Here is a 12,782-nt window from a genome sequence, read left to right as displayed (position 1 = left end):
CGCAGTTCTGGCTACCGGTTGCAGCCGCGCATCGAAAGAAACCGAAGCACGTCTGACCGCTACTGAAGACGCAGCTGCTCGCTCCCAGGCTCGTGCAGACGAAGCTTACCGTAAAGCTGATGAAGCTCTGGCTGCTGCTCAAAAAGCACAACAGACTGCTGACGAAGCTAACGAGCGTGCACTGCGCATGCTGGACAAAGCTAGCCGCAAGTAATAATCCCTCGGGATTGTTATCAAGCCGACCCGATTTTCGGGTCGGCTTTTTTATTGCCTGCAGCTTTTGTTCAGGCAATAAAAAACCCGCCGATGCCTGACGCATCGACGGGTTCTGCACCGCGACTTACTGCTGCAAGTCGACGGGTGTATTCGAAACCATCGGCGCCGAAGTATTCGGCGTGCCGATTTCAGTTGGCAGGCCATCTTCGGCCGCGACCACATCACGCACTACATCCCAGTTCACGCGCAGGTTGCTGGTGACGTCTTCACGCTTGAGCATCGCATTGATCACCGCAGTGTGCTTGTCGACCACCGATGGATTGCCCTTGTCGTCGATCGGCGTGTGCGCTTCCAGATAGACCTTGCCGCCACTGCTGCCGAACTTGTACGCATCGTTGAGGATGCGCACCGAAGTCCCGACCGGAACCATGCTGGCCATTTCCAGCACGTTGTTGTTGAACATGCGGAAGCAGCCGTGGCTGGTGCGCATGCCGATACCGAACTTCTTGTTCGAACCGTGGATCAGGTAGCCCGGCGTGCCAAGGGTGAACTTGAACGGCCCCAGCGGGTTGTCAGGGCCGGCCGGCACCACGTTTGGCAACGGATCACCGTCAGCGGCGTGCTCAGCTTTGATCGACGCAGGAGGCGTCCAGGTCGGGTTTGGCGTTTTGGCGGTGATCGAGGTGTGCGCGATTGGCGAACCCCAACCCTCACGGCCGATACCCAGCGGGAAGGTGTACACGACGTTCCGGCCTTTCGGGTAGTAATAGAGGCGGTATTCGGCAAGGTTGATAACGATGCCTTCACGCGGACCCGGCGGCAGAATGAAGCGGGTCGGCAGGACGATTTCGGTACCGGCGCCCGGCAACCAGGCATCGACGCCCGGGTTGGCCGCGACCATTTCCGAATAGCCCAGATCGTAGGTCGTGCCGAGGTCGGCGAACGTGTCCTCGTACTTGGCCTTGATCACCTGCACCTGGCCGATGATGTCCTCACCGGGCGGTGGCAGGGGAAACTCCAATGCAGCAACGGGACCGGCCACACACAGGGCGGCAAGTGACAGGCAGCGGGTGACGGCAGGAAAGCGCGGCAACATCCGGAAAATCCTTCGCATGATCAACAAGGGTATAAGAGCGCGATTGTACACCGCACTTTGAATATTCGGGGAGCCACGCCGATGGACCGTGCTGAATGCGAAAAGATCGCAGCCTTCGGCAGCTCCTACAGGTGTACACCCTTCCTTGTAGGAGCTGCCGAAGGCTCGGGCCGCGATCGGACGATATTTTGACCTTAAAGCTCGAAACGCAGCTCCGGCCAGATCGGCGACGTGCCACGCTTCTGCGATTCCAGAATCGCCCGGCACAGCGAACACAGGCGCTGATCCTGGAACACCCGCCGATCCACGCTCGACCAGCGTGGCTGCGCCGGCAGCAGGCTGCCGCACAGGGTGCGATCCGCCGAACCACCGAGTTCCAGCTGACGCGTCACCAGATGCACCCGCACTTCCTGGCAGGCGAACAGATCCAGCTGCTCGTCAGGCTCGATCAGTTGATAGGCAAACAGGGACCAGGCAGAACGCGACATCTGGGGCTCCAAATAAGGGGGCGCCACATTAGCCGAAAGCCTGCCCTTAGAAAAGCCTCATAACAGCGGTTTTAGCGTCGGCCAGACATTTTCCAGCAACTTGTCCTGAGCCCCGGCTGCCGGGTGCAGACCATCGGCCTGCATCAAGTCCGGATGCCCGCCCACGCCGTCGAGGAAAAACGGCACCAGCGGGATCTTTTTAGCGTCGGCCAGTTTGCCGTAAACCTCGGCGAAAGCGTCGGTGTAACGCTTGCCGTAATTAGGCGGCAGTTGCATGCCGAGCAACAACACCTTGGCGCCGCTCTGGCGCGAACTGTCGATCATCGAGGCAAGATTTTGTTGCAATTGAATTGGCGGCATTCCGCGCAGGCCATCGTTACCCCCAAGCTCGAGGATCACCAACTCAGGTTTATGCTCTGCAAGCAGCGCCGGCAGGCGCGCCTGGCCTCCGGCACTGGTGTCGCCGCTGATCGAAGCATTGACCACTTTATCGTCGAAACCCTCCTGTTTGAGCCGTTGCTCAAGCAACGACACCCACCCCAAGCGGGTATCCAGTCCGAAACCGGCGCTGATACTATCGCCAACGATCAGGACAGTACCCGCCGCTGCGTTCTGGGCCATGCACATCAAGGCCAGGCCAGCACTCAAAAACCACACACGCATCGGATTCTCCATGGGCGCAAGCATTCTCACCGCGAAGAACCTCAGCAAAGTGGTTCCCAGCGCGGAAGGTGAACTGACTATCCTGCACGAACTCAGCCTGGAACTGAACAAGGGCGACAGCCTGGCCATCGTCGGCGCGTCCGGTTCCGGCAAATCCACCCTCCTCGGCTTGCTCGCCGGCCTCGACCTGCCGAGCAGCGGCGAAGTCATCCTCGCCGGCCAAAGCCTGAGCAATCTCGATGAAGACCAGCGCGCGCGCATCCGTGCCGAGCACGTCGGTTTCGTCTTTCAGTCCTTCCAGTTGCTCGACAGCCTCAATGCGCTGGAAAACGTCATGCTGCCGCTGGAACTCGATGGCCGCAAAGACGCCCGCGAGCGCGCCACCGAATTGTTACAGCGTGTTGGCCTCGGCCAGCGCCTGACCCACTCGCCGCGCCAGCTCTCCGGTGGCGAGCAGCAACGTGTGGCGATAGCCCGCGCGTTTGCCGCCGAACCTGACGTGCTGTTCGCCGACGAGCCGACCGGCAACCTCGACAGCCACACCGGCGAGCGCATCAGTGATTTGCTCTTCGAATTGAACAAGGAACGCGGCACCACCCTGGTGCTGGTGACCCACGACGAACGCCTGGCCCATCGCTGCCGGCGCCTGATCCGTCTTGAAGCCGGGCTGTTGGTCGCCCCTCTGGAGCCTTGATGGCACGTTTGCCGCTGTTGCGTCTGTTCAGTCTCGCCATCCGCCAGCTCATGCGCGATGCCCGCGCCGGAGAATTGCGCGTGTTGTTCTTCGCGCTGGTGGTCGCCGTGGCGGCGAGCACTGCCATCGGTTATTTCGGTGCTCGCCTCAACGGCGCCATGACCCTGCGCGCCACCGAGTTTCTTGGCGCCGACCTGGTGCTTGAAGGCAGCTCGCCGGCCCGCGAAGAACAGATCAAGAGCGGCACCGAGCTGCGTTTGGCTCACGCACAAGTGGTCGAGTTCTCCAGCGTGATTGCCACCGACAACGGCATTCAGCTGTCGAGCATCAAAGCCGTCGACCGCGCGTATCCATTGCGCGGCGAACTGAAAAGCGCGCCCGCACCTTTTGCCGCTGAAGACATTGGCGGCGAACCGCAACCCGGTGAAGCCTGGGTCGAGGCACGCCTGCTGACGGCGCTGGATCTGAAGATTGGCGACAGCATCGACGTCGGCATGAAGACGTTGAAGCTGACCCGGATTCTGACCTACGAGCCGGATCGCGCCGGCAACTTCTACAGCCTGACGCCACGGGTCATGATCAACCTCGACGACCTCGCCGCGACCGGGGTGGTGCAACCGGGCAGCCGGGTGAGTTACCGCGAACTCTGGCGCGGCGAACCACAGGCGCTGGAAACCTATCGACAACTGATCAAACCGGGGCTGGCGGCGAATCAACGGATTCAGGATGCCCGCGATGGCAACCGGCAGATTGGCGGTGCGCTGGGCAAGGCCGAGCGTTACCTGAACATGGCCAGTCTGGTCGCCGTGCTGCTGGCCGGTGTGGCCGTGGCATTGTCAGCGAATCGTTTTGCCAGTCGGCGCTTCGACGCCAGTGCCTTATTGCGCTGCCTCGGCTTGTCACGTTGGGAAACCATGCTGCTGTTCAGCATCCAGCTGACCGTACTCGGCCTGTTCGCCGCGCTCAGCGGTGCGGTGCTCGGCTGGTTGGCGCAGCTGGGTTTGTTCGCGCTGCTGCATGATCTGCTGCCAAGCGATGTGCCTCCGGGCGGTCTGTTTCCGGCCATCGCCGGCATCGGCACCGGGCTGGTGGCATTGGCCGGATTTGCCTTGCCGCCCCTCGCTGCGCTCGGTCGCGTACCACCGCTGCGTGTGCTGCGCCGCGACATGCTGCCAATTCCATCGAGTACCTGGATGGTTTACGGCGCGGCACTCGGCGCGCTCGGACTGATCATGTGGCGCCTGAGCCTGGATCTGCTGCTGACGTTCGCCCTGCTCGGCGGTGGCGTGGTCGCTGCGTTGCTACTGGGTGGCTTGCTGTTGTTGTTGCTGCAAAGTCTGCGGCGGATGCTCGCCAAGGCATCGTTGCCGTGGCGCCTGGGTCTTGGGCAGTTGTTGCGTCATCCACTGGCGGCGGCCGGTCAGTCGCTGGCATTCGGCCTGATCCTGTTGTCGATGGCATTGATCGCCCTGCTGCGCGGTGAATTGCTCGATACCTGGCAAAACCAGTTACCGAAAAACGCGCCCAACTATTTCGCCCTGAATATTCTGCCGGCCGACAAACAGGCCTTCAGCGATCACTTGATCAACGTGTCAGCACAAGCCGCGCCGCTCTACCCGGTTGTGCCGGGACGGCTGATCAGCATCAACGGCGATCCAGTGCAGCAAATCGTCAGCAAGGATTCGTCCGGAGATCGAGCGATTCAACGGGATCTGAGCCTGACCTGGGCGGCGGATTTGCCGGCGGGCAACAAGCTCACTGCAGGTGAGTGGTGGAAGGATCAGCCAAGCGACGCTGTACCCGGTGTCTCGGTGGAAGGCAAAGTCGCCGAAAGCCTCAAGCTCAAACTCGGCGATCACATGGTGTTCAGTGTCGGCGGGGTCAACCGCGAGGCGAAGGTCACCAGCCTGCGCGAAATCAACTGGGACAATTTCCAGCCGAACTTCTTCATGATCTTCCAGCCTGGCACCCTCAAGGATCTGCCGGCGACCTACCTGACCAGCTTCTATCTGGCGCCCGGTCATGACCAGCAGATCGTTGAACTGTCGCGAGCCTTTCCGGCCGTGACCATCCTGCAGGTCGAAGCCTTGCTCGAACAGCTGCGCAGCATCCTCGCCCAGGTCACTCTGGCCGTCGAATATGTGTTGTTGTTTGTCCTCGCGGCGGGGATGGCGGTGTTGTTCTCAGGCTTGCAGGCGACGCTGGATGAGCGCATTCGCCAAGGTGCGCTGTTGCGTGCCTTGGGGGCCGAACGCAAGTTGCTGATCAAGGCACGACGCATCGAGTTCGGTTTGCTGGGCGCGGTCAGCGGTCTGCTCGCGGCCATCGGTTCGGAAGTGGTGAGTCTGGTGTTGTATCGCTACGCCTTCGATCTGCCATGGCATCCGCACCCGTGGTTGCTGGTGCTGCCATTGATTGGCGCGGTGCTGATTGGCGGTGCCGGCGTGTTCGGCACACGGCGGGCACTGAATGCCAGCCCACTGACAGTGTTGCGCGAGGGTTGATAGACTCAGGCGCTCTTAACCACAAGAAGTTGCCATGAGCCGTTATCGCCCTCCTCGCACCGCCGGCACCGCGCTGATCACCCCTGAAGGTGAAGCGCGGATGCGCGCCGAATTCCATGAGCTGTGGCACGTGCGTCGCCCGCAGGTGACGCAATCGGTCAGCGAGGCGGCGGCTCAGGGCGATCGCTCGGAAAACGCCGAGTACACCTACGGTAAAAAGATGCTGCGCGAGATCGACAGTCGCGTGCGCTTCCTCACCAAACGCCTGGAAGCACTCAAGGTGGTCAGCGAAAAGCCCAGCGATCCGAACAAGGTCTACTTCGGCGCTTGGGTGACCATCGAAGACGAAGACGGCAAGCAATCGCGCTACCGCATCGTCGGGCCGGATGAACTGGATCTGAAACTGGGCCTGATCAGCATCGACTCGCCTCTGGCCCGCGCCCTGATCGGCAAGGCCCTGGACGCCGAAGTGCGGGTGCATACGCCGACCGGTGAGCAACTCGTCTACATCGTGGCGATCGATTACCCGTAAAGGCTGTCAGCGGCGGGTGATCAACCCCTGCCGCGCGACGCGGACCAGTTGCTTGATCATTTCCGGGGCGTCTTCAGTGTTGGGTGCCTGAATCACCGCCAGATCGAAACTGTCACTGGCAAAACGCGCCAGCGATTCACCGTGTTCAACGAACTGGATCAGGAAGGCCGCAGGGCCGCCGCTGCGACGTGGCCAGCCATCCAGATAACGCAACAGCGTCGGCTGGTGTTTGCCGCCAAGCAGGATTTTCGGGTTGCGCTGGGTGATATGTGCCGTGATCGGCGCGGGACGTGCTGGAGGGCGTAGTGCATTCATCGTGTCGTGTCTCTGCCTCAAAAGTCTGCATGGCAGGTGAGAGGCAACACCGAACCAGCGCTTTAGCGGTATTTCGAAGCCCTGTTCCGGCTTCTGACGGCAACTGTTGAAGTCACCTGGCGCCCCGCAAGTAGCTGTTTAAATCGGCGCATGAGCAACATCCTAGAGAACGTGACCGATCAGTGTCAAGAATCAGCCGCAACAAAAAAGGCCCGCACAATGCGGGCCTTTTGGCTGAGCCAGAGCGCTTAACCGGCGATGGCGCGATCCACCGAAAGCTTGCCGGCACCTTCGATCAGCACCGCGAGGCTGCCACCGAGCAGGGCCAGAGCGAACTCGTAACCGTTGTTGGCCATGAACAGACCGTTGCCGATGTGCACGGTGAAGATTGCCACCAGCGACAGGAAGGTCAGGCCCAACGCCGCCGGACGCACCAGCAGGCCGATGATCAAGGCCAGACCGGCGAAGAATTCGGTGCCGCCCGCCAAAGTGGCCATGACATAACCCGGGTGCAGACCGATGCTGTCCATGTATTGCGCGGTGCCCGCCAGACCGTACCCACCAAACAGACCGAAGAGTTTCTGCGAACCGTGAGCGGCGAAGATCACGCCGACGGCGATGCGCAGAATGGTCAGACCGTAACCGGCGCGGGTGAACAGTACCTTGTTGATCAGAGAGCTCATGGTGCATTCCTTGTTTTGCGAGAAGTTATGTGTGTTGGTTGGCCGCTATATTAATCAGTAAACCAAATGTTAAAAGCGCAATTATTTCGCCATAACAATCAGTTTAGTTGATCATTTGCGCGAAGCCACCTTCTGGCCTCCGGGCTCCAACGACTCCCGCTCCCGGTCGAACGCCAGGAAATACTTGTTCACGCTATTAACATAGCTGACAGGCCCCATTCCCACCTGCTCCATGGCAATACGCTCAACCTGGAAGAACCACTGGTTCGGATTCAGCCCACGCCGCCGGGCTTCAGCGCGCATGCCCTGGACGCGTTCCGGGCCGATGTTGTAGGCGGCCAGCGTGAAGGCCATGCGCTCGCGCTCGTTGAGTTTGGGGCTGTTGAAAAACTTGCGGCGGATCATCGCCAGGTACTTGGCCCCGGCCTGCACGTTCGCATCGAGATTCTGGATGTTATTGACGCCGACGCGCTGCGCGGCGGACGGTGTGATCTGCATCAGACCGGTCGGGCCGCTGCCGCTGCGGGCACTGGGTTGCAGCGCGGATTCCTTGAACGCCAGCGCCGCCAGGTTCAGCCAATCCATGTTCTGCGCAGCGGCATGTTTCTGCAGGGTCGGACGCAGTTTTTCCAGGCGCTGGCGGTCGGCCTTGGCCAATGGATAGTGGACTTGATAGAGACGGCGGTAGATGCGCAAAAACGCTACGTCCTCGTTCGAGGGCTTCTTGTAACCGCTGAGAAAGCGATCGATGCTCGCTCGCAGCATCGACGCATCACGACGCACGAACCAGTATTCCTCGCCCGGCTCGCTGATTATCATCTGCCGGTCGAAACGCAACTTCGGCAGGATCTTGCCCCAGCGTTCGGCGATCGGTTGCTCGACAATCGTCAGATGAAAAATCCCGCCCTGGACCATCTCCAGCACGTCTTCGACGGCCAGTGTCGGATCGACCCATTCGATCTTGATTGGCGCCAGTTTGTGCAGCGCCAGTTTCTGGTTGAGCTGACTGACCGCCTCCCCCGCCGCACTGCCGGTCGGCAACGCGAGGGTTTTACCGGAGAGTTGTTCGACCTTGGTGTAGCGTCGCTCGCCCTTGATGCCGACCAGCACCAGCGGCACGTTGCTGGCAATCGGTTCGCTGCTGGCGACCGCATGGCCTGCCTGCAGATCGAGCAACTCGCCCGGCGCCACCAGATCACCCTCGCCACGCTGCAAGGCGCCGAGCAATTGATCCTTGGCTTTGGGAATGATCTTGAGGGTGATTTCCTGGCCGTCGCGGGCATGGCCATTGAGGTATTGCTCGAAGGCGCGCAGGCGATGGTATTCGACACCGATGGCCTGGCCCTGGACTTCGCCGGAGCTGTTGCGGCTCTGATTGACCAGCACGCGCAGCACGCGGCTGCTGCGAATCTCCGAGAGGTCGCGCACCTTGGCGGCCGGCACCGCTTGCAGTGGCCCGGGCAGGCGCGCAACCGCCGTCATCGGCAGTAGCAACGAGGCACACAACAACAGCAAAATCGAGGGACGAATCATCCACTCTCCGGAAAGAATACGGGGCAATTTCACCGCTGAACGGTCGAAATCACCGACGAAAACAGAGCGCCTGGAGCGCTGGCAACGTGCGAGAGACTGGCACAGTGATGGCATCGTTGCCAGACCGGCTTGCCTCGCGGCATCAAGAGACAGCTATAACTCGTTGTAGTTCTTGGCTTTTCTTCTGAATCTACAGCTCTGGTATGCTTTCCGGCCTTCGGCCCGAGGTAGCAACCATGCAACTCATCGATATCGGCGTCAACCTGACCAACCCAAGTTTCGCCGACAAACACCAGGCCGTACTCGACCGCGCCTACGCCGCCGGGGTCTGCCAACTGGTGCTGACCGGCACCAGCGTCGAGGGTAGCGAGCAGGCGCTTGAACTGTGCCAGCAGCTGGATGAAAGCGGCCAGCGCCTGTTCGCCACCGCCGGTATTCACCCGCATTCGGCCAGTGACTGGAACGCTGACAGCGCGCGGCGTCTGCGCAGCCTGCTGAAGGAATCCAGCGTCGTCGCCGTGGGTGAATGCGGGCTGGATTTCAATCGTGATTTCTCCCCGCGCCCGCAACAGGAAAAAGTGCTCGAAGAGCATTTGGCGTTAGCCGTTGAACTGCAATTGCCGGTGTTTTTGCACGAGCGCGATGCCAGTCAGCGCCTGCTGGAAATCCTCAAGGACTACCGCGATCAACTGCCCGCTGCGGTGGTGCACTGCTTCACCGGCGAGCAAAAGGCCTTGTTCAGCTACCTCGATCTGGATCTGCACATCGGCATTACCGGCTGGATCTGTGACGAGCGTCGCGGCACGCATTTGCATCCGCTGGTCAAGGAAATCAAGCGGGGACGGCTGATGCTGGAAAGCGACGCGCCGTATCTGCTGCCGCGCACCTTGCGGCCGAAGCCGAAGAACGGGCGTAACGAGCCGGCGTATCTGACAGAAGTACTGCGTGAAGTCGCGTTGCATCGCGGTGAAACCGAGGACGATCTGGCGGCGCACACCACCGCTTGTGCACGCGCATTCTTCAATCTGCCGACATTGGTGTAATTCGTAAAAGATCGCAGCCTTCGGCAGCTCCTACAGGGGTACGCCATCCCAATGTAGGAGCTGCCGCAGGTTGCGATCTTTTAATCTGTTGACCCACATCAAATCCCCCTTCCTGCGTAGCGGCACAATGCTGGCACCTTGCCGAAACTGTTTCCGCTATCAGAGAAGACCTCCATGGGTGCCTGGCTTAGCAATATCTCGCTGAAATACAAATTCTGGGCGGTCAACGCGGTCGCCTTCGTCACCACCCTGCTGCTGGTGTTGTACGCCGTACAACTCGAACAACAGGCACGCAGCCATGCCTTACAGGCATCTGCGCAAGCTCAGGCGCAATTGCTCAAGGCCTGGCCAGCCGGTCAACAACTACCCAAAACTGATCAGGTGTTGACCTTCAAACGCGGTGAAGCGCCGCGCCTCAACGATCAACCGCTGCTGGAGATCACCGACAGCAACGGCTGGTTCGAGATTAATCACATGCCGCTGTTTGGCGATAACCCATTGATGGGCGCCGAAGTGTTCAGCCGCGCCGATGGCCAACAGGTCGCCGTGATTGCTCATGGCCCGAGCCTGAGCCAGGTGTTCAGCGAGCGTTTTGCCAACTACGCGGTCGCGGTGTTTATTCTGATGCTGGCGATGCTCGGCGCTTCGCAACTGCTGATCCGCTTCCTACTCAGTCAGCTCAACACCTTGAAGGACGTCATGCTCCACGTCGAGAAAAGCGGCGACCTTTCAGCCCGCGTGCCGTTGGCCGGTAAAGACGAAGTCGGGCAGATGGCCAATGCGTTCAACGCGATGCAGGCCGGTTACCAGCGCGTGGTCAGCACCGTGGCCAACACCGCCCGGCAACTGGATGTCGGCGCAGCGCGGCTGGCGTCGAGCATGAACGAGGTGCGCCACGGCATGCTCGGCCAGCAAAGCGAAACCGATCAGGCCGCCACCGCGATCAATGAAATGACCGCCACCGTCTACCACATCGCCCAACACGCCGGCGCCACCCGCGATCTGTCGCAGACTGCCGACGGCCTCGCCGGCAGCGGTCAGCAAGTGGTCGCCCGCGTGCAGCAGTCGATTGCTGGCCTGTCCAGCGGTGTGCAGCAGACAGCCGAGATGATTCAGCGCCTGGCCGAGGACAGCCAGAAGATCAACGGTGTGGTCAGCGTCATTCACAGCATCGCCGAGCAGACCAATCTGCTGGCCTTGAACGCTGCCATCGAAGCTGCCCGCGCCGGTGAGATGGGTCGGGGTTTTGCGGTGGTCGCCGATGAAGTGCGCAACCTCGCCAAACGCGTGCAGGCCTCGACCGACGAGATCACCACCATGGTTTCGGCGTTACAGGCCGGCACCCGCGATGCGGTGGATTTCATGCAGGAAAGTTCGTACAAGGCTGACGATTGCGTGCAGCAAGCGCAGGAGGCCGGCGCAGCGCTGGCGGAAATCACCGGGGCGGTGGCGCAGATGCGCGAGAGCAATACGCAGATTGCCGTGGCGGCGGAACAGCAAAGTCAGGTTGCGGAAGAGATGAACCGGGCGGTGGTGAGCATTCGCGATGTGACAGAGAACACTGTGCAGCAGACGGTGGACTCGGCGACGACGAGTAATGAGCTGGCGACGTTGGCTGGAGAATTGAGCAAGGCGATTGGGCAGTTGAAGCTTTGAAGATCAAAAGATCGCAGCCTTCGGCAGCTCCTACAGGTGTACGCATTTCAATGTAGGAGCTGCCGAAGGCTGCGATCTTTTTTGCTCATCACACCTATCAGGCCAATAGCCAAGCTTGATTCGCCGCCCTCCGCGCCCCGGCCTATTCTTCAACCATGTGTTCAACATGGATCGAGGAGTAGTCAACATGGGCAAACGTCACCCCAACCTTCCCGCGTGGCAATGGCGCGCGTACCCGAACAACCATCAGCACCCGACCAATCTGGTATTGCACCTGCTTGCCGTGCCGCTGTTCATCGTGGCGTTTTTGCTGATCGTTTCCGGAGTGTTCAGCCTGAGCCTGGCCAGCGTCGCCATCGGTGTGATCGGCATCATCGCCGCGTTGGGTCTGCAGCGTCACGGTCACAGCCTGGAGGCGCAAGCCTCCGAGCCGTTCAGTGATCGCAAAGATGCCGTGTCACGTTTGCTGGTCGAGCAGTTCCTGACCTTTCCAAGGTTTTTTCTCAGTGGCGGCTGGTGGCGCGCCTGGCGTGAGCGCCACCGTCGGCATTGATTCAGGCAAAGATCGTGACAGTCTGACGGCTCATGGCGATCAGCTCACCTTCCGCGCTCCACAGCTTGGCGGCGGCATGCCCGTAGCCGTCGGCGGCGTATTCGGTTTCCACGCGATATTTGCACCAGTCCAGCGTACTCAATGGCCGCAACGGCTGAACGAATTCGATGGTCCAGGTCAGCGTGCTGCCCATGGCCGGTTTCTTCAGGTGCGGCAACAGCGACGGCGGCCAGGCGTCGACCAGCGCGAGAATATGCGCCTCGCTCACCGGTTCTTCCTTGACGTCGCCGCGCAGGCGCACCCAACCGCCCATCTCCCGCGAATCGTTGCCGCTGAATGGCAGGCCACCGATGCTCCAGCGCATCGCCAGATGACGCATGAACTCCGGCAGAACACCTTTGATAAACGGCAGTTCCTGACATTCGTCCCAGTGTTTCATCTGCGGGGCCGGCAGCGCTGCGACCGCCACTTCCGAGGCGCGCGAGGCACCGAAACTGCCTTGCACCAACGTCACGACCTGACCGTTCTGCACCGCCCGCCCCAGCACTTGGCTGACCGCTTTGCCTTCGCGCAGCACGTCGACTTCAAAGCGCACCGGCACATCTGGCTCGACCGGGCCGACAAAGGTGATCGCCAGCGAACGCACGAGGCGATCGGCGGGCACCTTGGCGCGCATGGCTTCATATTGCAGCGCGGCGACCAGGCCACCGAAACTGGCGCGACCTTGAGCCCATTCGGCAGGAATGGTCAGTTCGGGATCGCGGCGGACGGCATCGAGCAGATCGCAAAAGCGCATGGCAACCTCA

At 60.9% G+C, this 12,782-nt stretch carries 14 protein-coding genes; 7 read left to right on the top strand and 7 right to left on the bottom strand.

Going from position 1 to position 12,782, the window contains the following annotated elements; all coding sequences use genetic code 11:
* A partial coding sequence (locus ACIPZE_RS25055) for an Lpp/OprI family alanine-zipper lipoprotein (protein WP_400775997.1) occupies positions 1-214 on the top strand: 214 nt, incomplete at its 5' end.
* A 126-nt stretch (positions 215-340) separates the two neighbouring features.
* Here the strand turns inward: ACIPZE_RS25055 and ACIPZE_RS25050 are convergent.
* The 3 genes from ACIPZE_RS25050 to ACIPZE_RS25040 all read right to left on the bottom strand — a co-directional run bounded on the left by ACIPZE_RS25050 (position 341) and on the right by ACIPZE_RS25040 (position 2,463).
* Positions 341-1,312 (bottom strand): L,D-transpeptidase family protein, encoded by a 972-nt coding sequence (locus ACIPZE_RS25050; RefSeq protein ID WP_129394914.1) that lies wholly within the window; start codon positions 1,310-1,312, stop codon positions 341-343.
* A gap of 194 nt (positions 1,313-1,506) precedes the next feature.
* Positions 1,507-1,800: a hypothetical protein gene (locus tag ACIPZE_RS25045; protein ID WP_007908575.1), complete on the bottom strand. Its 294-nt coding sequence runs from the start codon at positions 1,798-1,800 to the stop codon at positions 1,507-1,509.
* Between the two features lie 57 nt (positions 1,801-1,857).
* The gene (locus ACIPZE_RS25040; protein WP_400775993.1) at positions 1,858-2,463 is read right to left on the bottom strand and encodes an arylesterase; all 606 of its coding nucleotides are present in this window, start codon (positions 2,461-2,463) and stop codon (positions 1,858-1,860) included.
* A gap of 10 nt (positions 2,464-2,473) precedes the next feature.
* Here ACIPZE_RS25040 and ACIPZE_RS25035 point away from each other — a divergent pair, with 10 nt between their 5' ends.
* Genes ACIPZE_RS25035 through greB form a run of 3 tightly spaced genes read left to right on the top strand, consistent with a single transcriptional unit; the run spans position 2,474 to position 6,193 of the window.
* Positions 2,474-3,157, top strand: a complete 684-nt coding sequence (locus tag ACIPZE_RS25035; RefSeq protein WP_008079923.1) for an ABC transporter ATP-binding protein — start codon at positions 2,474-2,476, stop codon at positions 3,155-3,157.
* On the top strand, positions 3,157-5,661 hold the full coding sequence (locus ACIPZE_RS25030) for an ABC transporter permease (RefSeq protein ID WP_400775990.1): 2,505 nt from the start codon (positions 3,157-3,159) through the stop codon (positions 5,659-5,661). Before ACIPZE_RS25035 ends, ACIPZE_RS25030 begins: the two co-directional genes overlap by 1 nt.
* 34 nt (positions 5,662-5,695) lie before the next feature.
* On the top strand, positions 5,696-6,193 hold the full coding sequence (gene greB / locus ACIPZE_RS25025) for a transcription elongation factor GreB (RefSeq protein WP_400775987.1): 498 nt from the start codon (positions 5,696-5,698) through the stop codon (positions 6,191-6,193).
* A gap of 6 nt (positions 6,194-6,199) precedes the next feature.
* Here the strand turns inward: greB and ACIPZE_RS25020 are convergent, their stop codons facing one another.
* The 3 genes from ACIPZE_RS25020 to ACIPZE_RS25010 form a co-directional block, all read right to left on the bottom strand.
* Positions 6,200-6,508: a class I SAM-dependent methyltransferase gene (locus tag ACIPZE_RS25020; RefSeq protein ID WP_129394919.1), complete on the bottom strand. Its 309-nt coding sequence runs from the start codon at positions 6,506-6,508 to the stop codon at positions 6,200-6,202.
* A 248-nt stretch (positions 6,509-6,756) separates the two neighbouring features.
* The gene (locus ACIPZE_RS25015) at positions 6,757-7,191 is read right to left on the bottom strand and encodes a DoxX family protein (RefSeq protein ID WP_008079893.1); all 435 of its coding nucleotides are present in this window, start codon (positions 7,189-7,191) and stop codon (positions 6,757-6,759) included.
* A gap of 111 nt (positions 7,192-7,302) precedes the next feature.
* A complete protein-coding gene (locus ACIPZE_RS25010; RefSeq protein ID WP_400775984.1) occupies positions 7,303-8,724 on the bottom strand; it encodes a transglycosylase SLT domain-containing protein in 1,422 nt (473 codons plus the stop codon).
* A gap of 236 nt (positions 8,725-8,960) precedes the next feature.
* On the opposite strand from ACIPZE_RS25010, the gene ACIPZE_RS25005 reads away from it, so the two are divergent.
* From ACIPZE_RS25005 to ACIPZE_RS24995, 3 genes are all read left to right on the top strand, one after another.
* Positions 8,961-9,767 carry a TatD family hydrolase gene (locus ACIPZE_RS25005; protein ID WP_400775983.1) on the top strand — a complete coding sequence of 269 codons (807 nt, stop codon included), beginning with the start codon at positions 8,961-8,963 and terminating at the stop codon, positions 9,765-9,767.
* A gap of 174 nt (positions 9,768-9,941) precedes the next feature.
* Positions 9,942-11,423 carry a methyl-accepting chemotaxis protein gene (locus tag ACIPZE_RS25000; RefSeq protein WP_400775980.1) on the top strand — a complete coding sequence of 494 codons (1,482 nt, stop codon included), beginning with the start codon at positions 9,942-9,944 and terminating at the stop codon, positions 11,421-11,423.
* Positions 11,424-11,610: 187 nt separating this feature from the next.
* Positions 11,611-11,976: a terminase gene (locus ACIPZE_RS24995; protein WP_129394923.1), complete on the top strand. Its 366-nt coding sequence runs from the start codon at positions 11,611-11,613 to the stop codon at positions 11,974-11,976.
* A gap of 1 nt (position 11,977) precedes the next feature.
* On the opposite strand, the gene ACIPZE_RS24990 is transcribed toward ACIPZE_RS24995, so the two are convergent.
* Positions 11,978-12,772, bottom strand: coding sequence for an acyl-CoA thioesterase II (locus ACIPZE_RS24990; RefSeq protein ID WP_129394924.1), 795 nt, complete (start codon positions 12,770-12,772; stop codon positions 11,978-11,980).
* Positions 12,773-12,782 lie beyond the last annotated feature (10 nt).

The sequence above is a fragment of the Pseudomonas sp. NPDC089741 genome (assembly GCF_044748825.1).
Taxonomy (GTDB): domain Bacteria; phylum Pseudomonadota; class Gammaproteobacteria; order Pseudomonadales; family Pseudomonadaceae; genus Aquipseudomonas; species Aquipseudomonas helmanticensis.
Note: the sequence above shows the minus strand (reverse complement) of the source record. Positions and strands in the feature narration are given on the sequence as shown.

Bases quoted from the DNA above. Each gene is read 5' to 3' on its own strand.
- ACIPZE_RS25020 (WP_129394919.1), bottom strand. From the start codon at position 6,508: ATGAATGCACTACGCCCTCCAGCACGTCCCGCGCCGATCACGGCACAT.
- greB (WP_400775987.1), top strand. From the start codon at position 5,696: ATGAGCCGTTATCGCCCTCCTCGCACCGCCGGCACCGCGCTGATCACC.
- ACIPZE_RS24990 (WP_129394924.1), bottom strand. From the start codon at position 12,772: ATGCGCTTTTGCGATCTGCTCGATGCCGTCCGCCGCGATCCCGAACTG.
- ACIPZE_RS25045 (WP_007908575.1), bottom strand. From the start codon at position 1,800: ATGTCGCGTTCTGCCTGGTCCCTGTTTGCCTATCAACTGATCGAGCCT.
- ACIPZE_RS25010 (WP_400775984.1), bottom strand. From the start codon at position 8,724: ATGATTCGTCCCTCGATTTTGCTGTTGTTGTGTGCCTCGTTGCTACTG.
- ACIPZE_RS25000 (WP_400775980.1), top strand. From the start codon at position 9,942: ATGGGTGCCTGGCTTAGCAATATCTCGCTGAAATACAAATTCTGGGCG.
- ACIPZE_RS25035 (WP_008079923.1), top strand. From the start codon at position 2,474: ATGGGCGCAAGCATTCTCACCGCGAAGAACCTCAGCAAAGTGGTTCCC.
- ACIPZE_RS25015 (WP_008079893.1), bottom strand. From the start codon at position 7,191: ATGAGCTCTCTGATCAACAAGGTACTGTTCACCCGCGCCGGTTACGGT.
- ACIPZE_RS25050 (WP_129394914.1), bottom strand. From the start codon at position 1,312: ATGTTGCCGCGCTTTCCTGCCGTCACCCGCTGCCTGTCACTTGCCGCC.
- ACIPZE_RS25040 (WP_400775993.1), bottom strand. From the start codon at position 2,463: ATGCGTGTGTGGTTTTTGAGTGCTGGCCTGGCCTTGATGTGCATGGCC.
- ACIPZE_RS24995 (WP_129394923.1), top strand. From the start codon at position 11,611: ATGGGCAAACGTCACCCCAACCTTCCCGCGTGGCAATGGCGCGCGTAC.
- ACIPZE_RS25030 (WP_400775990.1), top strand. From the start codon at position 3,157: ATGGCACGTTTGCCGCTGTTGCGTCTGTTCAGTCTCGCCATCCGCCAG.
- ACIPZE_RS25005 (WP_400775983.1), top strand. From the start codon at position 8,961: ATGCAACTCATCGATATCGGCGTCAACCTGACCAACCCAAGTTTCGCC.